Annotated in this window: 21 protein-coding genes and 1 pseudogene; 4 read left to right on the forward strand and 18 right to left on the reverse strand. The window is 63.2% G+C overall.

What is annotated here, in order from left to right:
* From QMX82_RS13090 to QMX82_RS13175, 18 genes and pseudogenes are all read right to left on the reverse strand, one after another.
* Positions 1-327: pseudogene (locus QMX82_RS13090) on the reverse strand (UDP-2,4-diacetamido-2,4,6-trideoxy-beta-L-altropyranose hydrolase); the annotation flags it as partial.
* Positions 327-1,028, reverse strand: a complete 702-nt coding sequence (gene pseF, locus QMX82_RS13095) for a pseudaminic acid cytidylyltransferase (protein ID WP_282284184.1) — start codon at positions 1,026-1,028, stop codon at positions 327-329. The gene pseF and the pseudogene QMX82_RS13090, both read right to left, overlap by 1 nt.
* Positions 1,025-1,645 carry a pseudaminic acid biosynthesis-associated methylase gene (locus QMX82_RS13100; RefSeq protein ID WP_282284185.1) on the reverse strand — a complete coding sequence of 207 codons (621 nt, stop codon included), beginning with the start codon at positions 1,643-1,645 and terminating at the stop codon, positions 1,025-1,027. Before QMX82_RS13100 ends, pseF begins: the two co-directional genes overlap by 4 nt.
* 11 nt (positions 1,646-1,656) lie before the next feature.
* Entirely contained in the window at positions 1,657-2,808 is a 1,152-nt protein-coding gene (gene pseC / locus QMX82_RS13105; protein WP_282284186.1) for a UDP-4-amino-4,6-dideoxy-N-acetyl-beta-L-altrosamine transaminase, read from the reverse strand.
* A complete protein-coding gene (pseB, locus tag QMX82_RS13110) occupies positions 2,805-3,800 on the reverse strand; it encodes a UDP-N-acetylglucosamine 4,6-dehydratase (inverting) (protein ID WP_282284188.1) in 996 nt (331 codons plus the stop codon). Before pseB ends, pseC begins: the two co-directional genes overlap by 4 nt.
* Before the next feature lie 119 nt (positions 3,801-3,919).
* Positions 3,920-5,218: a flagellar hook-associated protein FlgL gene (gene flgL / locus QMX82_RS13115; RefSeq protein ID WP_282284191.1), complete on the reverse strand. Its 1,299-nt coding sequence runs from the start codon at positions 5,216-5,218 to the stop codon at positions 3,920-3,922.
* An 11-nt stretch (positions 5,219-5,229) separates the two neighbouring features.
* Positions 5,230-7,269, reverse strand: coding sequence for a flagellar hook-associated protein FlgK (gene flgK, locus QMX82_RS13120; protein ID WP_282284193.1), 2,040 nt, complete (start codon positions 7,267-7,269; stop codon positions 5,230-5,232).
* Between the two features lie 8 nt (positions 7,270-7,277).
* On the reverse strand, positions 7,278-8,495 hold the full coding sequence (gene flgJ / locus QMX82_RS13125) for a flagellar assembly peptidoglycan hydrolase FlgJ (RefSeq protein WP_282284196.1): 1,218 nt from the start codon (positions 8,493-8,495) through the stop codon (positions 7,278-7,280).
* Positions 8,496-8,507: 12 nt separating this feature from the next.
* Entirely contained in the window at positions 8,508-9,608 is a 1,101-nt protein-coding gene (locus tag QMX82_RS13130; protein ID WP_133862454.1) for a flagellar basal body P-ring protein FlgI, read from the reverse strand.
* 11 nt (positions 9,609-9,619) lie between these two features.
* Positions 9,620-10,315 (reverse strand): flagellar basal body L-ring protein FlgH, encoded by a 696-nt coding sequence (gene flgH / locus QMX82_RS13135; protein WP_133862455.1) that lies wholly within the window; start codon positions 10,313-10,315, stop codon positions 9,620-9,622.
* A gap of 21 nt (positions 10,316-10,336) precedes the next feature.
* Positions 10,337-11,122, reverse strand: a complete 786-nt coding sequence (gene flgG / locus QMX82_RS13140; protein WP_282284198.1) for a flagellar basal-body rod protein FlgG — start codon at positions 11,120-11,122, stop codon at positions 10,337-10,339.
* 46 nt (positions 11,123-11,168) lie between these two features.
* Positions 11,169-11,912 carry a flagellar basal body rod protein FlgF gene (locus QMX82_RS13145; RefSeq protein WP_133862456.1) on the reverse strand — a complete coding sequence of 248 codons (744 nt, stop codon included), beginning with the start codon at positions 11,910-11,912 and terminating at the stop codon, positions 11,169-11,171.
* 169 nt (positions 11,913-12,081) lie between these two features.
* Positions 12,082-13,605 carry a flagellar hook protein FlgE gene (locus QMX82_RS13150; protein ID WP_282284202.1) on the reverse strand — a complete coding sequence of 508 codons (1,524 nt, stop codon included), beginning with the start codon at positions 13,603-13,605 and terminating at the stop codon, positions 12,082-12,084.
* A 26-nt stretch (positions 13,606-13,631) separates the two neighbouring features.
* The gene (flgD, locus tag QMX82_RS13155; protein ID WP_282284203.1) at positions 13,632-14,342 is read right to left on the reverse strand and encodes a flagellar hook assembly protein FlgD; all 711 of its coding nucleotides are present in this window, start codon (positions 14,340-14,342) and stop codon (positions 13,632-13,634) included.
* A gap of 12 nt (positions 14,343-14,354) precedes the next feature.
* Positions 14,355-14,792 carry a flagellar basal body rod protein FlgC gene (gene flgC / locus QMX82_RS13160; protein ID WP_027601641.1) on the reverse strand — a complete coding sequence of 146 codons (438 nt, stop codon included), beginning with the start codon at positions 14,790-14,792 and terminating at the stop codon, positions 14,355-14,357.
* A 2-nt stretch (positions 14,793-14,794) separates the two neighbouring features.
* Positions 14,795-15,217: a flagellar basal body rod protein FlgB gene (gene flgB, locus QMX82_RS13165; RefSeq protein ID WP_282284211.1), complete on the reverse strand. Its 423-nt coding sequence runs from the start codon at positions 15,215-15,217 to the stop codon at positions 14,795-14,797.
* Between the two features lie 221 nt (positions 15,218-15,438).
* A complete protein-coding gene (cheR, locus tag QMX82_RS13170; RefSeq protein WP_282284213.1) occupies positions 15,439-16,266 on the reverse strand; it encodes a protein-glutamate O-methyltransferase CheR in 828 nt (275 codons plus the stop codon).
* Between the two features lie 42 nt (positions 16,267-16,308).
* Entirely contained in the window at positions 16,309-17,241 is a 933-nt protein-coding gene (locus QMX82_RS13175) for a chemotaxis protein CheV (protein ID WP_044340938.1), read from the reverse strand.
* A gap of 98 nt (positions 17,242-17,339) precedes the next feature.
* On the opposite strand from QMX82_RS13175, the gene flgA reads away from it, so the two are divergent.
* From flgA to QMX82_RS13195, 4 genes are all read left to right on the forward strand, one after another.
* Positions 17,340-18,068: a flagellar basal body P-ring formation chaperone FlgA gene (gene flgA, locus QMX82_RS13180; RefSeq protein ID WP_423814995.1), complete on the forward strand. Its 729-nt coding sequence runs from the start codon at positions 17,340-17,342 to the stop codon at positions 18,066-18,068.
* Between the two features lie 159 nt (positions 18,069-18,227).
* Positions 18,228-18,536 (forward strand): flagellar biosynthesis anti-sigma factor FlgM, encoded by a 309-nt coding sequence (gene flgM / locus QMX82_RS13185; protein ID WP_059315614.1) that lies wholly within the window; start codon positions 18,228-18,230, stop codon positions 18,534-18,536.
* Between the two features lie 60 nt (positions 18,537-18,596).
* Positions 18,597-19,064, forward strand: a complete 468-nt coding sequence (locus QMX82_RS13190) for a flagella synthesis protein FlgN (RefSeq protein WP_282284225.1) — start codon at positions 18,597-18,599, stop codon at positions 19,062-19,064.
* Positions 19,065-19,152: 88 nt separating this feature from the next.
* A complete protein-coding gene (locus QMX82_RS13195) occupies positions 19,153-19,887 on the forward strand; it encodes a flagellar brake protein (RefSeq protein WP_282284227.1) in 735 nt (244 codons plus the stop codon).
* The last annotated feature ends 27 nt before the right edge of the window (positions 19,888-19,914 follow it).

Raw genomic sequence — 19,914 nt, forward strand, 5'->3', positions numbered from 1 at the left:
GACCTTGGCATGCCAGTCCGCGGCCAGGCCGTAATGATCGATCAGGCACCAGTCGAAGCACCGCTCGCCCAGCAGGGCCTGCGTCGCCAGGAAGTCTTCCTCGGTGTCGATCAGTTGCTCGGGATAGCCAGACGCCGATCCGAGCGGGGGCAACAGCAGGACTTCACAGGCTTGGGGGATCAGTGCGCGCCAGGCAGGCTCAGTCAAACGGCAGACAAAGGTGCACTGCGCACCCGGTGCCTCCAGCGCCCTCGCCAGCGTGACACAGCGTGCCAGATGGCCGCCACCGATCACGGGCGAGGCATCCACACGCACCAGGATCCGCATCACCGAGGCATCGCTCCCAGGGCAGCGAACAGAGTTTCCGCGCGCTGCCAATCTTCGGGGGTATCGATATCCTGCACCCGATACCGCGGCAGCCGTACGGGCAGCGAGTGCGGCGCATGCAGGGGTGCACCCTGCGCCCAGGCCTCGGTGCGTCCCCAGTAGAACTGGCCGGCATCGTGGAAAGCCGGCTCCAGATCCTGGGAGCGGGTTTCGTAGAACGCTGGATAGAGCGATTCGACACCGCCGTCCGGGCGTAGCCGCAACGCCCGTTGCACCGGCGAGGCGTAATCGGTGACGGTGAAGGCATAGGCCTTGTCCGGATGGCTTTCGAGCGCATCCAGCCCTCGTGTCAGGTCGGCCGGCGTCACGAAGGGCGCTGTGGCGTAGAGGCAACAGGCGTAGGCGAAGTTCTCGCCCTGCTCGCGCAGCGCCGCCACCGCATGCTGGATCACCTCGACGGTGCCGGCATGGTCATCCGCCAGCTCGGCAGGACGCAGGAAGGGCACCTCGGCGCCCCAGCTCCGGGCTACCTCGGCGATCTCGGTATCGTCGGTACTGACCACTACTCGCGCGAACAGCCCGCTCTCCAGGGCCGCCTGGATGGAATAGGCCATCATCGGCCGGCCGTGGAAGACCTTGATGTTCTTGCGCGGGATACGCTTGCTGCCGCCCCGGGCGGGAATGATGGCGATGGCGGTCACGCCTGTTTCTCCAGCAGGAACCAGGAGATGTCATCGGCGGGAAACAGCGGGTCGCGGTGATAGACGAATCCGTAGTCCAACAGGCGCAGATCGGCATGGCGGTCGAGCAGGTCACCAGCGAAATCGCGCTTGAACAGCCGCTCGGCATGGCCGCGATAGCTCACTTCCACCGGCGTGGGGTTGTAGTACTCGGCGACCAGGATGAAGCGTCGGCTGGCCTGGTACAGCTTGTCGTAGGCAGCCGGCAGCAAGTCGGGAGGCAGATGGATGAGCACGCCCTTGGTGAACGCCAGATCGAAACCCGCGGTCACGGGATAGTCGAACAGCGAACCCTCCCAGATATCGGCCACGTTCAGCGTCCGGGCCAGGGCGCAGGCCTTGCCGTTGAGTTCCACCCCCTGCAGCTGCGCCTGGGGCAACAGGGCGCGCAGGGCCTGCAGATTGAGGCCACGGTTGGTGCCCAGCTCGAGCACGCTACCCAGAGTGCCGGCACGGGCCAGAGCACGCCCGAAGAAGGCCAGGCTGCTGGCCACGGCCGCAGCGCCGGTGTTGCGGTCGACGTAGGCATCGCCGAATTCACCCTGCCAGAAGCGCTCTTGCGCGGTCATCTCTCGCATGGTCCTTTCCTCTACTTCAACAACTCGGCTAGGGTTTCAACCACCCGATCCTGCTGTGCCTCGCTCAGGTCGGCGTACAGCGGCAGGCTCAGGGCCTGGGCGTAGTAGCGCTCGGCTTCCGGAAAATCGCCGGGCGCGAAGCCCAGAGCGCGGTAATAGGGCTGCAGGTGCACGGGAATATAGTGCAGGTTGACGCCGACACCGGCGGCTCTCATCCCGGCGAAGACCCGATGGCGCTGGCGTTCATCCACCCGGATGGGAAAAAGGTGCCAGGCCGACTCGGCACCGATCTGGTCGCCGATAAGGCCGACCGGCAATCCTGCCAGCAGCTCCCGATAGCGCTGGACCAGGGCGCGCCGGCGCGCGATGAAGGGCTCCAGACGGTCGAGCTGCGACAGCCCCAGGGCCGCCTGGATATCGGTGATGCGGTAGTTGAAGCCCAGTTCCAGCTGCTCGTAGTGCCAGCCACCCTGCCCTGCGGCCTGCAGCAACGCCGGGTCGCGGGTGATGCCATGGCTGCGCAGTCGCCGCAGCCGTTCGGCAAGGGCGACATCATTGGTAGTGAGCAGCCCGCCTTCGCCGGTGGTGACGATCTTCACCGGATGGAAGCTGAACACGGTGATGTCGGCCTGGGCACCCGAGCCCACGGCCTGCCCCGCGTACCTTGCCCCTATGGCGTGGGAGGCATCCTCGATCACCTTGAAGCCATAGCGCCGTGCCAGAGGCTGGATGGCGGCCATGTCGCAGCTCTGGCCGGCGAAGGCCACGGGCACCAGGATCTTCGGCAGTCGCCCGGCCCGCTCGGCGACTTCCAGCTTGGCGGCCAGCGCCGGGACGCTGAGATTGAGGGTGCTGGGATCTATGTCGACGAAGTCGACGTCGGCGCCGCAATAGCGCGCACAGTTGGCGCTGGCCAAGAAGGTATTGGGCGAGGTCCAGAGCAGATCGCCTGGCCCCAGGTCCAGTGCCAGGCAGGCGAGATGCAGCGCCGCCGTGGCATTGCACACGGCCACGCCATGCGCTGCTTCGCAGCGCCCCGCCACCGCCTGTTCGAAGCGCTCGATCATCGGCCCCTGGGTCAGCCAGTCGGAACGCAGCACGGCGGTGACCGCGGCGATGTCCGCTTCGCTGATGGATTGCCGACCATAGGGAATGCCGCTCATGGGCAGCGCTCGACCAGCTGGCGGAGCGCCGCGACGTCTAGATAATCGGGGTTGCTGTCGGACAGGTATTCGAAACCCGGTTCGACCGGCCGCCCCTGCTCGCCCAGGCCATCAAGCGAGTAATCGCAGGGCTGGTTGAAACTCATCGCCGGCGCGATGACATAGTGATGCGCGAATTCCAGGGTATGGGGGCTGTCGTCCCGGGAGATCATCATCTCGTGCAGCTTTTCACCCGGACGGATACCGACCTGGCGCTGTGGCAGGTCCGGCGCCAGGGCGGTGGCCAGATCGACAATGCGCGCCGAGGGAATCTTGGGTACGAACAACTCGCCGCCCTGCATGCGCTCGAAGCTGCGCATGACGAAATCCACGCCCTCGTCGAGGGTGATCCAGAAGCGCGTCATGCGCGCATCGGTGATCGGCAGATCCTCGGCGCCCTTGGCGATCAGCTTGCGAAACAGCGGCAGTACCGAGCCGCGGGAGCCGACCACATTGCCGTAGCGCACCACGGCGAAGGAGGTGTCGCGACTGCCGGCGATGTTGTTGGCGGCAACGAACAGCTTGTCCGAGAGCAGCTTGGTGGCGCCATAGAGATTGATCGGACTGGCCGCCTTGTCGGTGGACAGGGCGATGACCTTCTTCACGCCGTTCTGCAGCGCCGCGGCGATGATGTTTTCCGCACCATTGACGTTGGTGCGGATGCATTCGGTGGGATTGTACTCGGCCGCCGGCACCTGTTTGAGCGCGGCGGCATGCACCACCAGATCGATGCCGCGCATGGCCTGCTGCAGGCGCTGCTCGTCGCGCACGTCGCCGAGGAAATAACGCATGCAGGGCGCGTCGAATTCCTGGCTCATTTCGTACTGCTTGAGTTCGTCGCGGGAGAACACCACCACCCGCTTGGGCTGGTAGTCGCTCAACAGCCGCTTGACGAAGGCGCGGCCGAAGGAGCCGGTACCACCCGAGATGAAGATCGACAGGCCATCAAACATGTTGCTATCCCTTCGCGATGAGTCGAGCGGCCAAGGCGGCGGAAAACCGGCGCATCTGGCCTATCGGAAGAGTAGCAGCAAAAAATCGGCCAATCCCGGTTACGCGTTGGCCGAAGTCCTTACAGGTATTTGAACAGACTCAACTGGGCGATCTTCACGAAACTCTGCTGCGACGCCTGCAGCACGGTGTTCTGCAGGGCGTAGCGCGACAGCGCTTCAGGGTAGTCGAGATCCTGGAGATCCGACTGCACCGACTTGTTGACCAGGCTGACGTTGGCGATGAAGTCGCTGGTGGAGTCGATGACGTTGAGACGGGCGCCGACCTTGCCACGCACGCCATCGACCTGGGTGTAGGCGGTGTCCAGGTTGCTCAGGGCCACGGCGGCGCTGTCACGGATCTGATAGACCCCCTCGGTACTGCTGTCACCATTTTCCAGGGCCTTGCGCAGATCGGATACCACGTTGAGCAGGCTGCGCTTCTCGTTGGCGGTGTCGCGGGTGATCTTGAACTCATCGCCGGCAGCGGGAGCGCCGTCCAGCTGCACCTTCACCCCACCGTAGCGGATGAACTTGCTGGCTTCCTGGGTACTGTTGAGGCTGTCCGCCTTGAGCTGACCTGCCGGCGGATTGGCCGGATCGTAGGCCGCCCACTGGGCGGCCGTGGGCGCCTTGGCGAGGTCGTAGACGACGTATTTCTTGTCATCGAGAAAATGAATGCCGATACCGTCGCTGGCTGCCGGCGGCGCGCTGGCCGGAAAGGTCGAATCATAGGCGCCCTTGTCCTCCACCAGGCCGAGGGAGATCCGCCCGGTACCGGTGTTGGTCGCGACCTTGCTGGTATCCACCCGATTGGCGTTGAAGTTGTTCTCGAAGGCGTCCTTGCCGCTGTCGCTGATGGGCACGAAGGTAGAGCTGGCGATCTGCACGCTGCGCTGGCCTTCATCGCCGTTGTAGCTGTAGGTGCCGTCGGCATTGCGCACATAGGGCTGGGTGTCGCCCATGGAGCCGGAGAACAGGTACTTGCCGCTGGCATCCTTGCTGTTCATCAGGTTCATCAGCTCGTCTTCGCGCTGGCCAACTTCCTTGGCCAGGGACGCGCGATCGGTAGGATCGAGGGTGCCATTGCCAGCCTGGACAGCGATTTCGCGAATACGCGTCAGCACCGTTTCCACCGAGGTCAGCATGGATTCCTGGGTAGTGAGGCTGTTCGTGGCGGCGGTCATGCCGGTGTTGTACTGACCGTTGAGCGCCTCTTCCTGACTCAGCTGCAACAGCTTGATCGACGCCACTGGATCGTCCGCCGGAGTGAGGATCTTCTTGCCGGTGCTGATCTGTTCCTGGGAGCGACTGACATCGCTGTAGTTGTTCTGCAGGCCGCTGATGCCGTTGTTGAACGCCTGGACGGTAGAGATGCGCATGGGCGGGTTCCTTATCTGAAGGCGCCGATCAGGGTGTCGAACAGCGACTGGGCGATCTTGATGACCTGCGCCGAGGCACCGTAGTACTGCTGGAACTGGACGAGCTTGGCCGCCTCCTCGTCCAGGTTCACCGCTGACAGGGAATCGCGATTGTCTTCGGATTGCTTGAGCACGGTTTCGCTGGCGGCCGAGTCCACCCGCACCTGGGCGGTCAGGGTACCGACCCGCTCCACCAGGCCGCCGTAGGCGTTGTTGTAGGTGGTGCCGGTGGTGCCATAGCCGCCCATGGTGGTCTTGGTCTGCAAGGCCACCAGGTTCAGGGCATTGCGGTTGTCCGAGACCGCGCCACTGTTGGCGCCCAGGGTGAAGCTGTCGCCATCCTGAGGCACGCCGCTGACGTTGAAATCGTAGCTGTAGCTGTTGTTGGTGTTCGGGTCGGTGTATTGCAGCCGCAGGGTATTGGTCTGGCCCGAGGTCAGGCCGGTGGTGGACGGCGAGACATAACTCAGGGTGGCGCCGGTGGGCAGGGTCCCGGTCAGGTTGCCAGCGGCGGCATTGAAACTCAGCTTGATGCCACCGCCACCGAACAGCCTACCCAGATCGGCGGTACTGACTGGCGAGGGCGCACTCTTCAGATCAGGCTGGGTGATGGCACCTGTACCGCGGTTGTTGGTCGTGCTGGCAGCCTTGGCGGTACCGGCGAAGCCCAGCTGGCTGGACTGGTTCAGCTCCACACTCATCTGCGCCGCACCGCGACGGGTGGGCTGGAGACTGAAGACGTCGCCTGCCTGGGCCTTGTTCAGTTCGGCCGCGGTAAACTGCACCTTGAAGCCCTGATCGGCGCCCTGGGCATCGGCAAAGGTCAGGGTGACCGGATCGGTACCGCTGCGGGTCACCGTGATGCTGGTGCTATCACTGACGCGCAGCGCCTTGAAGTTGGTACCGTCGAAGTCCAGCCGATAGTCGCTGGGATTCAGCTTGGCGGTATCGGTGATGTTCAGCGTGGCGGAGGCCGAACCGAAGTTGGTCGACCGCCCCATGACCCGCAGACCGGTGCTCTGACCCCCGTTGACGTCGCTGAACAGCGGCGAACCGGCGTTACCGGCCAGATCCAGGCCCTGCCCCAGCTGCTTGTTCAGGGTATCGGTCAGGGTCAGCGCCAACTGGCCCAGGCTGTTGTAGGCATGGTCCAGCGCCGTGTCCCGGTAGGACAGCAGACCGCCCATCTCGCCGCCACTGACCTGCGAGGTGATGATCTGCGAGGTGCTGCCCGCCGTCAGGGTGACCTGGTAACGCGATGGATCGTCGTTACCCGGCTGAGCGGCCAGGGTCGAGACATTGCTGCCGACCACCAGTGGCTGACCGGTGCCGACGAACAGGTTCAACGAGCCATCGTCCTGGCTGACCACCTGCAGACCGACCATGCCGGACAGCTGCTTGATGGCCTGATCACGAGAATCGATCAGGTCGTTGGGCGCCGCGCCGGCCGCCTTGGAGCGGGCGATGGCATCGTTCAGGCTACCGACGCTCTTGGCCAGGGAGTTGATCTGGCCAGTGAGAGCCGACAGCTGATCGTTGATCTGGCCGTTCTGCTTGTCGATCTGGTCATACAGGGTATTGAAGGACTTGCTCAGGCCCTGGGCCTGGGCGAGCACGGCTTCCCGCGCCGGAACCGAGGACGGATCCTGGGAGGCGGTCTGCAGGGTGGCGAAGAACTTCTGCATCGCCGGGGTGATACCGGTGGTGTTGTCGGACAGCAGCCCATCGAGCTGGGAGATCTGGCTCTTGAAGGTCTGCAGCTCGCTGTTCTGGCTGGTGGCCGAGCGCACCTGGCTGGTGAGGAAATCGCTGGCGAGACGACGCACATCCACCGTCTGGGAGCCGGAACCGATGTAACCCGCGCCATTGAACTGGGCGATGTTGGTCTGCTGGATGGCCTCCTGCCGCGAATAGCCAGGCGTGTTGACGTTGGCGATGTTGTGGCCGGTGGTGGTCAGGGCGTTTTGCGTGGACCTCAGGCCCGACAGACCAATGGAAAGTAGATCAGCCATGGCTCACCTCAACCGCGGGACGGACTGGTGCCCAGGGAGGCGACCGTCTGATAGGTGTTCATGTTGCGGGCGATCTGGATCACCTTGCGTGCGTATTGCGGATCGGTGGCGTAGCCGGCCTGCTGCAGGCCCTGCATGAAGCGCTCGGAGTTGCCGTTGGTGGACAGCGCCTTGTCGTAGCGGTCGTTGCTCTGCAGGAAGTTCACGTAGTCGTGGAAGCTGTCGGCGAAGGAATCGTAGGTGCGGAACTTGGCGGTCTCGGTCACTGCCTTGCCGTTGACGAACTCCTGGGTCACCGCCGGGGCGCTGCCGCCGTCCCAGCCGTGGGACTTGATGCCGAACAGGTTGTTGCTGTTGCTGCCGTCGGCCTGCTTGACCATGTGCTTGCCCCAACCGGTTTCCAGCGCCGCCTGGGCGACCAGGAACTTGGGATCCACGCCCAGGCGCTTCGCCGCGGCTTCGGCCATGGGCATCATGGTATCGACGAATTCCTGGCGGGTACGGAAACGGGTCTTGCCGGTGGCAGCGGCGCCATCCACGCTGGCGACGGCCTCGGTCGCGGCGGCCGGCTTGCTGCCGGGTTGCGTAGCCTGCTGACGCCAGGCGCTCTGGGCAGCCGCGACGTCCTGGAAGCTCTGCTTGAGGGTGGCGCCCTGCTCGGCCGCGCCGGAAATATTGGCGGCGGTACGCTCGGCCAGTCGCCCGGGCAGCGCCAGCCGACGCGAATTCAGCGCGCTGGAATCGTCACGCCCGGACGCCACCGCATTGGCCGGCTTGAGGCCGTGGCTCGCCACGTCGTTGAGTTTGGCGTTGCGACCAGCGGCCAGCTGGCCTTCGGTGGGCGCAGCCTGGCCGACCTGGGCAAAGGGATTGGGGCGCGCCGACGGCTGGGCGGTCTTGCTCAACTGACGTTCGAGCACGTTGGCCAGGCCGATACCGCCGCCGTCCCGGGACAGGGAGACGGCCAGCTGCTGGTCGTACATGTCCTGGTACTGCTTGGTGGTCTCGCTGGAAAAGGGACTGTCCTTGTCCGCCAGCGCCTGGTTGGCGCTGCGCATGGACTTGAGCATCTGGCTCAGGAACAGCGACTCGAATTCGCCGGCGACCTTCTTGACGTTTTCCGAGCTGTCGCGGTCCTTACCCTTCATCTGGGCCAACCGATTCAGGTCGGTAAAGGCCCCCGAATCCTTGACGTTGCCGTAGTTGCCACCCAGACGAGATTCCATCGCCCGTTCTCCTTAGATAACGATCAGATCGGCCTGCAAGGCGCCGGCCTGTTTCAACGCTTCGAGAATGGCCACCAGGTCGCTGGGCGCCGCGCCCACCTGATTCACCGCTCTCACGATCTCGTCCAACGTGGTACCCGGACCGAACTTGAACATCGGCTTGGCCTCCTGCTTGGCCTTGACGGTCGACTGGGGGGTCACCACCGTCTGCCCACCCGACAAGGGATTGGGCTGGCTCACCTGGGGGTCCTCGCTGATGGTCACGGTCAGGCTGCCCTGGGTCACCGCCGCCGGCGAGACCTTGACGTTCTGGCCGATGACGATGGTCCCGGTGCGGGAGTTGACGATGACCTTGGCCACCGCCTGCCCCGGATCCACCTCCATGTTCTCCAGGATCGAGATGTAGTCGACGCGCTGGCCAGGATCCACCGGCGCCGTGACACGAATCGATCCGGCATCAACAGCTGATGCAACACCCGCGCCAAGTGTCTCGTTGATCTTGTCGACGATGCGCTTGGCGGTGGTGAAGTCGCTGCGATTGAGGTCCAGCGTGATGCTGTTGCCCTGATCGAAGCCGCTCGGCACCGGTCGCTCGACGGTGGCGCCATTGGGAATGCGGCCGGATGACGGAACGTTGACGGTAATCTTAGAGCCGTCACGGCCTTCGGCGTCAAAACCCCCGACTACCAGGTTGCCCTGGGCGATGGCGTAGATCTGGCCATCGATACCCTTGAGCGGCGAGAGCAGCAGACTGCCGCCTCTCAGACTCTTGGAATTGCCGATGGAGGACACCGTGATGTCGATGGTCTGGCCGGGTTTGGAAAAGGCCGGCAGATCGGCATGGATGGACACCGCCGCGACGTTCTTCAGCTGCGCCGTGGTACCCGGCGGCACCTTGATGCCGAACTGGGCCAGCATGTTGTTGAAGGTCTGCACGGTGAAGGGCGTCTGGGTGGTCTGGTCGCCGGTACCGGGCAGACCCACCACCAGGCCGTAGCCGATTAGCTGGTTGGTCCGCACGCCCTGGATGCTGGCGATGTCCTTGAGCCGATCCGCCTGGGCCAGGGGCATGACCAGGGCCAGGGCGGCAGCGGCGATGAGGGTCTTGAACATGGCGCTCATCCTCAGAAGGGCATCAGCGGGCTGCCGAAGAACTGGCTCAGCCAGCCCGGCTGACTGGCATCGGCGAAGGCGCCGGTGCCCGAATAGGTGATACGGGCATCGGCCACGCGGGTGGACGACACGGTGTTGTCGGTGGCGATGTCGTCGGCGCGGACCATGCCCTGGATGCGCATGAGTTCGTTGCCGGTGTTGAGCGTCAGCCACTTCTCGCCACGGACCACCAGGATGCCGTTCGGCAGCACCTCGGCGATGGTCACGGTCAGCGAGCCGGACAGGCTGTTGCCCTGGGCCGCCGTGGACTTGCCGGTGTTGGAGCGGTTGCCGGAGAAGCCGGCGTCCAGGCTCAGGTCGCCATCGGCCAGGGGATTGGGGATCTTCGGCTTGGCGCCGAACAGCGAGGTCAGCCCCAGGGTCGCCTTGCTGTTCTTGGCGACGTCGGAACTGGCGTTCTTGCTGGCCTGGGTCTTCTCCTGCAGGGTGACGGTGATGATGTCGCCGATGCGGAAGGCCTTGCGGTCGGTATAGAGATTCTGCTCGAACCCCGACTGGAAGATGGCGCCGTTGTTCTGCGCCGCCGGCACCGGCGTGCGCGGCAGCACCGGGGCGTAGTAGGGATCGTCCGGCTTGGCGGCCGGGGCTACGCATCCTGCGAGTACGAGCGCTCCCAGGAGCGGGGCGACGGCGAACAGAGGTTTCATGGAGCGCTTCCTCACAGGGGATTAGAGCTGTTGACTGACGAAGCCGAGCATGTCGTCGGCCGCTTTGATGACCTTGGAATTCATCTCGTAGGCGCGCTGGGTGGTGATCATGTTCACCAGCTCCTCGACGGTGCTCACGTTGGAGTTTTCCAGGGTGCTCTGCAGCACGGTGCCAAGGCCGTTGAGGCCCGGGGTACCGACCTGGGGCGCACCGCTGGACGCGGTTTCGGTGAACAGGTTCTGGCCCACGGCCTGGAGACCGCCCGGGTTGACGAACTGGGCGATCTGCAGATTGCCGATGACCTGGGGCGCGGCCTGGCCGGCGGTGGTGACCGACACGGTGCCGTCTTCGCCAACGGTGAAGGTCTTGGTATCGGCCGGCAGCACGATGGCGGGCTGCAGGGCGAAGCCGTTGGCGGTGACCAGCTGACCATCGGCATTCAGGTGGAAGGTACCGTCACGGGTGTAGTTGATGGTCCCGTCAGGCATGGTCACCTGGAAGAAGCCGTCGCCGTTGATGGCCATGTCCAGCGGCTGGTCGGTGGTCTGCAGCGAACCCTCGGTGAAGTTCTTCTGGGTGCCGACGATGCGCACACCGGTACCCAGTTGCAGGCCGGAGGGCAGCTGGTTGTCCTGGGTGGACTGGGCACCCGGCTGGCGACGGATCTGGTACAGCAGGTCCTGGAATTCGGCGCGATCGCGCTTGAAGCCCGTGGTGGACACGTTGGCCAGGTTGTTGGAGATGGTGGTGAGGTTCATGTCCTGGGCGGACAGACCGGTCTTGGCGACCCACAGTGACGACATCATGATGGTATTCCTCGAAGTGCCGGTTTTACGTCGGCGCTAGCCTTGATCAGGAGAATTGCAAAACCTTTGCCAGCGCCGCGTCGTTGTCTTCGGCGCTGCGCATCATCTTCACCTGCAGCTCGAACTGGCGGGACAGCGACAGGATGGAGGTCATCTCCTCCGCCGCATTGACGTTGCTCGACTCGACGAAGCCGGACACCAGGGACACGTTGGCGTCCATGGGCGGCGCAGCCTGGCCCTGCTTCATGTGCAACAGGCCGTCGAGCCCCTTTTCCATCTGCTTGGTGTCGGGATTGACCAGCTTGATGCGATCGACCTGGGCCAGGGCGTTGGCCGCCTGACCGGAGCCGCGCACGGTGATGCTGCCGTCCTGACCGATTTCCACCTTGGAAGCGGGCGGCACGGCGATGGGTCCGCCATTGCCGAGCACCGGCAAGCCGCTGCCGGTCCGCAGCATGCCGAGGGGATCGATCTGCAGGCTGGAGGTGCGGACGTAGGCCTCCTTGCCGGAGGGATCCTGGACCGCGACGAAGCCCGGCCCCTGGACTGCCACGTCCAGGTCACGCCCGGTCTCCTGCAGCGCACCGGGAGTGAAATCCGTCGCCGGCCGCTCACTCATGGAATAGACGCGCGACGGCATGGTTTCGCCGAACACCTGCATCGAGCGCGCCTGTTCGAGATCCTTGCGGAATCCCGAGGTCGAGACGTTGGCCAGGTTGTTGGCATGGGCGCGCTGGGCCATTTCGTTCTGGCTGGCGCCGGTCATGGCGACGTACAGCAGCTTGTCCATCTGATCCTCCGACGGCGGCAGATTGCCGCCAAGCTTGCGTTCGGAGGTTCTATAGCAAGGCCCGTTCCAGAAAACGGAAACCCCACTGAATCAATGACTTGAGAATAGAAAAGCCTCCCAAGGGAGGCTTTTCCTGACGCCTGAGCGGCAAGCCGTCAGAGAAACGACATCAACGCAGGTTGATGATGGTCTGGGTGATGGCGTTCTCGGTCTCGATGGTCTTGGCGTTCGCCTGGTAGTTGCGCTGCGCCACGATCATATCGACCAGCTCGGTGGAGATGTCCACGTTGGAAGCTTCCAGCGCACCGGATTGCAAGGAACCCAGGGTACCGGCCCGTGGCGTGCCCACCACCGGCTGACCGGACTCCGCGGACTCGGTCCAGGAGGTCTTGCCCATGGGAGTCAGGCCCTGGACGTTGGCGAAGTTCGCCAGCACGACCTGACCCTGGACCTTGGATTGACCGTTGGTGTAGCGCGCGAAGATCTGGCCGGTATCGTCGATCTCCAGACCGGACAGCTGACCGGTGGTGTAGCCGTCCTGGTTGACGCTGTTCACCGCGAAGGCGGTAGAGAATTGCGTCGAGCCGCGCGGATCGAAGGTGAAGCCGCCGGTATTGCCCAGCGCGCCATTCCAGCTGTAGTTCGCCGGGTTGCCACCATCGGAGATCGCCGGGATCCAGCCACTGCCGCTCGATCCGGTGGGATCGGTGGCGAAGGTGATGATATTGGTCTTCGGATCGATGCTGACGCCCGCCGAAGAAGAGCTCACGGTGCTCAGCTTGCCGGCCGCATCGAAGGTCACGCCAAAGCTCTGCGGCTGGGTGCCATAGGCGGCCACGGCCGCGGCGACCGAAGCCGGAGTCGCACCGGCAGCGGCGGCGGCGTTGTTGGCGATGGCCTTCACCTGGGGCGTGGCCCCGGACATGTTGTTGACCGCCGTGGCGACACTGTTTGCCGTGGCACCGGCAACCCCCGCCGCCGTATTGGCGGTTTTGGTGGCAACCCCCGGATCCAGCGGGTTGCGTCCGTCGATCAGCACCTGCATCGACCACTGGTTGGTGGCCGGCGCCGGTGCCTTGACGAAGTATTGCGACATGACGTGGGAGTTGCCCTGGCTGTCATAGATGTTCAGCGAGGTCGAGGAGTTGTAGGTCTTCGGATCCGAGGGATCGAAGGGCGTCAGCGTCGGCGGCGCACTGGTCGAGTTCAGGTTGAACTGCTGGGCGATCTGCGTCGTGGACTTGGGCGCCTGACTGGCCGTCTCGATGCGCAGGTCGCTGCGTACACCAGGCTGCAGCAGACCCTGGGCATTGGTGGTGTAGCCCTGCAGCTTGTAGCCGTTGTTGTCGACGATGAAGCCTTGCTTGTCGGTGCCGAAGTAACCCGCACGGGTGTACTGGACGGCGCCGTTGTTACTGGTCATGAAGAAGCCGTTGCCATTGATGCCCATGTCCAGCGCATTCTGCGTGGAGTCGATGGTGCCCTGGTTGAACAGCTGGCCGACGTTGCCGAGCAGCACGCCGCTGCCCTGGGCATTCTTGCCGGTGCCCAGTACCGAGGCGGCATAGAGGTCCTGGAACTCCGCCCGCGACTGCTTGAAGCCGACGGTACTGGCGTTGGCGATGTTGTTGCCGGTGATGTTGAGGTCACTGGACGCGGCCTTGATGCCGCTCAAACCGATATTGAAAGACATGCTGGATTCCTCTCGTGTGCCGCGCCTTACTGGCCGACCGCCTGGACTTTGGAGATACCGATGCTGCCGACGCCGGCAAGGTTGAGTGTCATTTCGCCGCCGTTCTGCCCCAGCGTCACGCTGTCGACATTGGCCGGCAAACTGGTTTTCATGGCTTCGGTCTTGCCGTCGATGCTGGCCTGAGCCTCGAAGCGATAGGTGCCGGCGTCCAGCTTCTTGCCATTGGCGTCGGTACCGTCCCAGGTGAAGTTCACCAGGCCACTGGACTGCTGCCCCAGGTTCAGACGATTCACCTGACTGCCGCTGGTGTCATAGACGTTGACCCAGACGTTGGAACTGGAGGCGGTCAGGTTGAGGGCGCCCTTGAAGTCGGCACTGGTGTCCACCTTGACCTTGTCGCTGTCGACGATCACCTTGCGGCCCACCAGGGTGGACGCCTGCAGCGCCTGGGAAGACTGGCTGCCGGAGAGGATCGAGCTGACGCTGGTGTTGAGGTTGGTGATGCCCTCGACGGTACTGAACTGCGCCAGCTGCGCGATGAATTCGCCGTTGCCCTGGGGCTCCAGCGGATTCTGGTTGTTCATCTGGGCAACCATCAGCTTGAGGAACTCGTCCTTGCCGAGCTTGCCGCCTTTCTTGCCATCGCTGCTAGCGGTCTCGGAGGTAGCGTCCGTCTTGTTGACGGAGTACTTGTCGAGCACCGATTGAGTGGTTGAATTGGTCGTGCTTATGGCCATGGCGCCGGTTCCTTACTGACCGAGGGTCAGTACCTTCTGCATCATCTGTTTGGCGGTATTCATCATTTCCGCATTGGTCTGGAAGGCGCGACTGGCCGAAATCATGTCGGCCATCTCCTCCACCACGTTCACATTGGGGTAGTAGACGTAGCCGTCCTTGTCCGCCATGGGATGGTTGGGTTCATAGCGCTTCTGTACCTCGCTCTGATCCTCGACGATGCCCTTCACCTCCACCCCGACCCCGGCCTGGCCCTGGTCGTCGAACAGCGAGGCGCCGCCCTGGGCGTCGTTGAGCTGGGCGGCGAACACCGGATGCCGCGCCTTGTAGGTCTGGTCGACGCTGGAAGACACGGAATCGGCGTTGGCCATGTTGCTGGCCACGGTGTTGAGGCGAACGTTCTGGGCGCTCATCCCGCTACCGGCGATGTTGAACAGCGAACTCAGGGACATGGCTACTCTCCGCGCAGGGCCGACATCAGCCCCTTGAACTTGCTATTGAGCAGGGTGAAGCTGGCCTGGAAATTCATCGCGTTTTCGGCGTAGTTGGCCTGTTCGACCTGCGCATCCACGGTGTTCTGGTCCACCGAGGGCTGAGTGGGGATGCGATACTTCAACGCAGAGTCGCCCATGCCCATGTCGAAGCCCTCGGCGGCGATATGCCGGCTGTTGGTGGTTTCCAGCTGATAGTGGCCGGCAGCGCCCGGGGCGCTCTTGGCCGCCTGCTCTGCCATCACGGCGCTGAAATCCAGATCCCGCGCCTTGTAGCCCGGGGTATCGGCATTGGCGATGTTGTTGCCCAATACCTCGGCGCGCTGCGAACGGAAGTTCAGCGCCTGCTCGTGCAACCCGAGTGCTTTGTCGAAACTGATGCTCATGTCGAGAGACCTTTGACGTGGCTTGCAAGCGATTTAGCAAGGCCCGTGCCAGTCTCCAGCATCCATATAAATCAAGGGGTTAGCGCGACGCGGCAGTCAGAACGACGGCAAGCGGCAAGGTTTTTCCGCCGCCTTTGCCGGCCCCGCGATCGGGTGCGGCAAAACTTTGGCGCAAAAGAAAGGGCAGACCTGGGTCTGCCCTTGGGTGTCCATCCACCGGCCTATTTGGCCTTGTAGATGATGCCCGGATTGCACTGCACCATCTGATAGAGATCCGGCAGGCCGTTGAGGGCCTCCGAGGCGCCCAGGAACAGATAGCCGCCTGGCTTGAGGGTGCCGTGGATGCGCGTGAGGATGTCCTTCTTCACCTCGGCGGAGAAGTAGATCAGCACGTTGCGGCAGAACACCATGTCGAACTTGCCGAGGCTGGCGTAGCTGTCCAGCAGATTCAGCGCACGGAATTCGATACGGCTGCGAATCGCCGGCTTGACCGCCCAGCGTCCCGGCTGCTGCACATCGAAGTAGCGCTGCAGGCGCTCCGGAGACAGTCCTCGGCCGATCGCCAGCGAATCGTACTCGCCGGACTTGGCCGCGGTGAGAATGGCGCCGGAGAGGTCGGTCGCCACGATCTGCATGCCGCCACGCCCCTGCCCTGCCGCGCTGCGCTCGAATTCGTCCATGGTCATGGACAGCGAATAGGGTTCCTGACCCGAGGAGCAGGCCGCCGACCAGACCCGCAGGCGCTGGCCGAAGGTGTTCTTGGTCAACTCCGGCAAGAGGCGGTTCTTCAGCACCTCGAAGGGATAGGTGTCGCGAAACCAGAGGGTTTCATTGGTCGTCATCGCATCGATGACCTTTTCCCGCAGACCGCTACGGGGCTGCATCTGGATGCGCTGCACCAACTCCGACAACGTCTTGATCCCCTCGGTCTCCATCAGCTTGTTGAGCCGACTGGAGACGAGGTACTGCTTGTTGTCACCGAGCAGGATCCCGCTGGATTTCTCGAGGAAATCACGAAAAAGCACAAAATCCGCGTTGACTGCTGACACTGCCGCTCCGCCTTCTGGATACCGGGATAGAGACGCCTTCACCTAGTGACTGTCGACCGCATTGATGCGCTCGGCTACCCGGGAGGCAAGATCATCGGGACGGAACTTGGCCAGGAAGTCGTCCGCACCGACCTTCTTGACCATCGCCTGGTTGAAGACGCCGGACAAGGAGGTATGCAGCAGTATATGCACTTTCTGCATCCGCGAATCATGACGGATTTCCGCCGTCAGGGTGTAGCCATCCATTTCCGGCATCTCGATGTCGGAAATGATCATCAGCAATTCCTCTTCCGGACGCTTGCCTTCAGCCACCATCGCCTGGAGGAAGTTCAGGGCCTGGCGACCGTCGTTGAGGGAGATGACCTCTACCCCGACGGTTTCCAGGCAGCGGCTCACCTGCTTGCGGGCCACCGAGGAGTCGTCGACGATCAGAACGCGCTTGGTGACGGCCTTGGCCTGTACCACTTCGCTGATGACGCCGGCCGACACGGTCTCGACCGACGGTGCGACTTCGGAGAGGATCTTTTCCACGTCGATGATTTCGACGAGCTGGTTGTCGACCCGGGTGACGGCGGTCAGGTAGTGATCACGACCGGTACCCTTGGGCGGCGGATTGATGCCTTCCCAGTTCATGTTGACGATTCGCTCCACCGAGCGCACCAGGAAGCCCTGCACCTTGGTGTTGTACTCGGTGATGATCACGAAGCAGTTGTTGATGTCTTCCAGCCCACGACGACCGGTGGCCATCGCCAGGTCGATGATGGGAAAGGTGCCGCCACGAATGCTGGCCACGCCCCGTACCACCGGACTCGATTTCGGCATCACGGTGAGTTTGGGGCACTGCAGCACCTCCTTCACCTTGAAGACGTTGATGCCGTAGAGCTGCGAGCCATCCAGGCGGAACAGCAGCAGCTCCAGACGGTTCTGGCCCACCAGTTGGGTACGTTGGTTGACTGCGTCCAATACACCAGCCATTTGGCGACTCCTCTCGTTGCCACGGACCGGTCGCAAAACTCGGCACAGGGCTTGCTTAGATGTGACTCATGAAGATCGAAGCGACGTGTTTCCGACCTATGAAAACCTCTTGCCGCTGGGCTGCGAATCTTGTGTTGATCCTGACATGCCTGGGCGGAAAGGCCTTTGCAGAAGGCGACTACACCTCATCTGACGAACTTATCGGCGCTGTCGAAAGTTTTCTTGAGGAGCGCGTGCAGGAATATTTACTCGAGACCCATTCCAACGCTCGCCATGAAACTCAGATCAACTCCCTGGATTCCCGGTTGCGTCTGGCCGCCTGCGACAAACCCCTGACGCTGTCGCAGCAGGGCAGCCCGACACCGGTGGGCCGGATCAACGTCAAGGTACGCTGCGAAGGTGGCAGTCCCTGGACGGTGTTCGTGCCCGCCCAGGTCAAGCTGTATCGCCCGGTGGTGGTTACCCAGCAGCCGCTGTTGCGCGGCGCGGTGCTGGACGACCAGAACGTGGCCCTGGTGGAGCGCGATGTCGGCACCCTGACCCAGGGCTACCTGACCAGCCTGGAGCAGGTGATAGGTACCCAGCTGAAGCGTCAGGTGGTCAGCGAGCAGGTGCTGTCGCCCTCCTTTATCGAGCAGGCCGAACTCATCCGCAAGGGCGAACAGGTGGTGATCAATGCCCGCAGCGCTTCCTTCAATATCCGCATGCAGGGCGAAGCCCTCAGCGCAGGGGCCAAGGATGAGGAGATTCGTGTACGCAACCTGAGCTCCAACCGGGTGATCCGTGGTCGGGTCGTCGATCAGGGGCAGGTGGAGGTGGCGCTTTAGCGAAGAAGTCAAAAGGAGTACCTTGGCGTCTGCATCCTGAACCTCTGCGCGTCATCCTGTCGAAGGATGTGACAAGGCGCACAGGTCTGCGGCTAAAGTTTCGGCATGGCACGCCGATAAGCCGGACATGCGAATGAGACGACACGAGGATCTTCACTCATGGCTCTAGATATCAATCGCCTGAATTCGTCCTCTACTGCGGGCATAGGCAATACCAAGGCGGCGTCCACCAAGGACGTGTCCACGGCTCAGACCAGCGACGTCAAGGCTACCAAGAGCACCGCCTCCGGCGAGTCGGTCAGCTTGAGCGCCGAGGCCAAGCAACTGAGTTCCCTGACGGCAGGGCTCAAGGATCTGCCGGTGGTCGACAGCGACAAGGTCAGCCGCCTGAAACAGGCCATCGCCGATGGCTCCTACAAGGTCGACAGCCAGAAGGTGGCCGACAAGCTGATGGCGTTCGAGTCCTGACGCCCGGTTCGGCATGGCCTTTCTGACGATCGCCACTAACGTTCGAACGGAAACCGCGCCATGCCCCATGCCAACTTGCTCGAGATCACCCGCCACGACATCGACCTGAGCGAGCAACTGCTGGCCCTGATCGAGCAGGAGTTCCAGGCTCTGAGCGAGCGCCAGCTCGATCGGCTGGAGGCCCTGCTGGGCACCAAGCAGATCCTGCTCAAGCAGCTCGACCAGCACGCCCAGCAGCGCACCCTGCTGCTCCAGACCTATGGTCTGCGGGCGGATCTGCAGGGTTTGCAGGCCTACGCCGCCCAGCAGCCCGACGGGGAAGAATTGCTGGCGCGCTCCAGTCAGCTCGCGCAGCTCATGGAGCAATGCAAGGCTCACAACGTCCGTAATGGCCAGATCATCCAGGCCAACCGCTTCGTGGTCGGCAAACTGCTGAATGTACTGCAGGGCACTTCGGCGCCCACGTTGTACAACCGTCGCGGCAGTCAGACCGGTGGCGGCTATCAGCGTCCGCTGAGTTCGGCTTGATCACGGGCATTCTCATGCCAGCGTTTTTCACTGTACAGATGGCGTTAAGCCAGTATCCTTGCTGACCGCTGTTTACAGGAGTTTCCAGGTGCAAGGCTCTTCCGCTAGCGACCACGCCGCTCAGCCACCCCAGGTCTATCGCTCCAAGGGCGAGATCCTGGCCTGCCTGCGGCCGGCGCAACAGCAGCATATTCCGTTGCGGATCACCTTCAATCGTCAGGGGCAGCAATTCCAGAGCTTCGTCGTCGAGATCGACGAGGCGAAGGGTTTGATCGCGCTGGATGAATTCATCCCACGCGAGGCCGAACGTCTGCTCGAACAGGGCCAGTCGTTCCGGGTGGACAGCTTCCACGAAGGCATCAAGGTCACCTGGCAGATCAATCACCCGGTCGAGTTCAGCGAGCTGGATGGCAATCGCTGCTACTGGATCGGCCTGCCCACCGAACTCACCTATCACCAGCGGCGCAATGCCTATCGGGTCAAGTTGCTGCTGACCCAGCCGGCGACGGCAGAGCTGAGCCAGGGCAACAGCCCGATCCAGTTGCGAGGCCAGTTGATCGACCTGTCGGCCACGGGCTGCAAGCTGCGCTTTCCCGGCAATGTGACCCATCTGCTGCAACCGGGGCAGCAGGTACAGAGCTTCACCGCCGAGCTGCCAATCGGGACCATCAACACCCCGGTGACCATTCGCCACGTGGCCTGTCCGGAGCGTATGGAATACAGCGACGTCGGGGTCTGCTTCAACAGCCTGACCGGCGCAGCCCAGCGTCAGATCGAGCGCTTCATCTACCAGTTGCAGCGGGAAAACCGCCGGTTCGAGTGACCGACCGGGCGTCCACGACTGCTGGAC

Source organism: Pseudomonas sp. PS02302, assembly GCF_029959585.1.
GTDB lineage: Bacteria > Pseudomonadota > Gammaproteobacteria > Pseudomonadales > Pseudomonadaceae > Chryseomonas > Chryseomonas aestiva.

What these genes read in the sequence shown, in the direction of transcription:
- pseC (WP_282284186.1), bottom strand. Translation starts at nt 2,808, where the DNA reads ATGAGCGGCATTCCCTATGGTCGGCAATCCATCAGCGAAGCGGACATC.
- flgG (WP_282284198.1), bottom strand. Translation starts at nt 11,122, where the DNA reads ATGATGTCGTCACTGTGGGTCGCCAAGACCGGTCTGTCCGCCCAGGAC.
- flgH (WP_133862455.1), bottom strand. Translation starts at nt 10,315, where the DNA reads ATGAAACCTCTGTTCGCCGTCGCCCCGCTCCTGGGAGCGCTCGTACTC.
- flgB (WP_282284211.1), bottom strand. Translation starts at nt 15,217, where the DNA reads ATGAGCATCAGTTTCGACAAAGCACTCGGGTTGCACGAGCAGGCGCTG.
- flgD (WP_282284203.1), bottom strand. Translation starts at nt 14,342, where the DNA reads ATGGCCATAAGCACGACCAATTCAACCACTCAATCGGTGCTCGACAAG.
- flgA (WP_423814995.1), top strand. Translation starts at nt 17,340, where the DNA reads ATGAAAACCTCTTGCCGCTGGGCTGCGAATCTTGTGTTGATCCTGACA.
- flgC (WP_027601641.1), bottom strand. Translation starts at nt 14,792, where the DNA reads ATGTCCCTGAGTTCGCTGTTCAACATCGCCGGTAGCGGGATGAGCGCC.
- QMX82_RS13130 (WP_133862454.1), bottom strand. Translation starts at nt 9,608, where the DNA reads ATGTTCAAGACCCTCATCGCCGCTGCCGCCCTGGCCCTGGTCATGCCC.
- QMX82_RS13190 (WP_282284225.1), top strand. Translation starts at nt 18,597, where the DNA reads ATGCCCCATGCCAACTTGCTCGAGATCACCCGCCACGACATCGACCTG.
- flgK (WP_282284193.1), bottom strand. Translation starts at nt 7,269, where the DNA reads ATGGCTGATCTACTTTCCATTGGTCTGTCGGGCCTGAGGTCCACGCAA.
- flgJ (WP_282284196.1), bottom strand. Translation starts at nt 8,495, where the DNA reads ATGGAATCTCGTCTGGGTGGCAACTACGGCAACGTCAAGGATTCGGGG.
- QMX82_RS13175 (WP_044340938.1), bottom strand. Translation starts at nt 17,241, where the DNA reads ATGGCTGGTGTATTGGACGCAGTCAACCAACGTACCCAACTGGTGGGC.
- QMX82_RS13150 (WP_282284202.1), bottom strand. Translation starts at nt 13,605, where the DNA reads ATGTCTTTCAATATCGGTTTGAGCGGCATCAAGGCCGCGTCCAGTGAC.
- pseB (WP_282284188.1), bottom strand. Translation starts at nt 3,800, where the DNA reads ATGTTTGATGGCCTGTCGATCTTCATCTCGGGTGGTACCGGCTCCTTC.
- flgM (WP_059315614.1), top strand. Translation starts at nt 18,228, where the DNA reads ATGGCTCTAGATATCAATCGCCTGAATTCGTCCTCTACTGCGGGCATA.
- QMX82_RS13145 (WP_133862456.1), bottom strand. Translation starts at nt 11,912, where the DNA reads ATGGACAAGCTGCTGTACGTCGCCATGACCGGCGCCAGCCAGAACGAA.
- flgL (WP_282284191.1), bottom strand. Translation starts at nt 5,218, where the DNA reads ATGCGCATCTCTACCGTCCAGGCGTTCAACAACGGCATCAGCGGCCTG.
- QMX82_RS13100 (WP_282284185.1), bottom strand. Translation starts at nt 1,645, where the DNA reads ATGCGAGAGATGACCGCGCAAGAGCGCTTCTGGCAGGGTGAATTCGGC.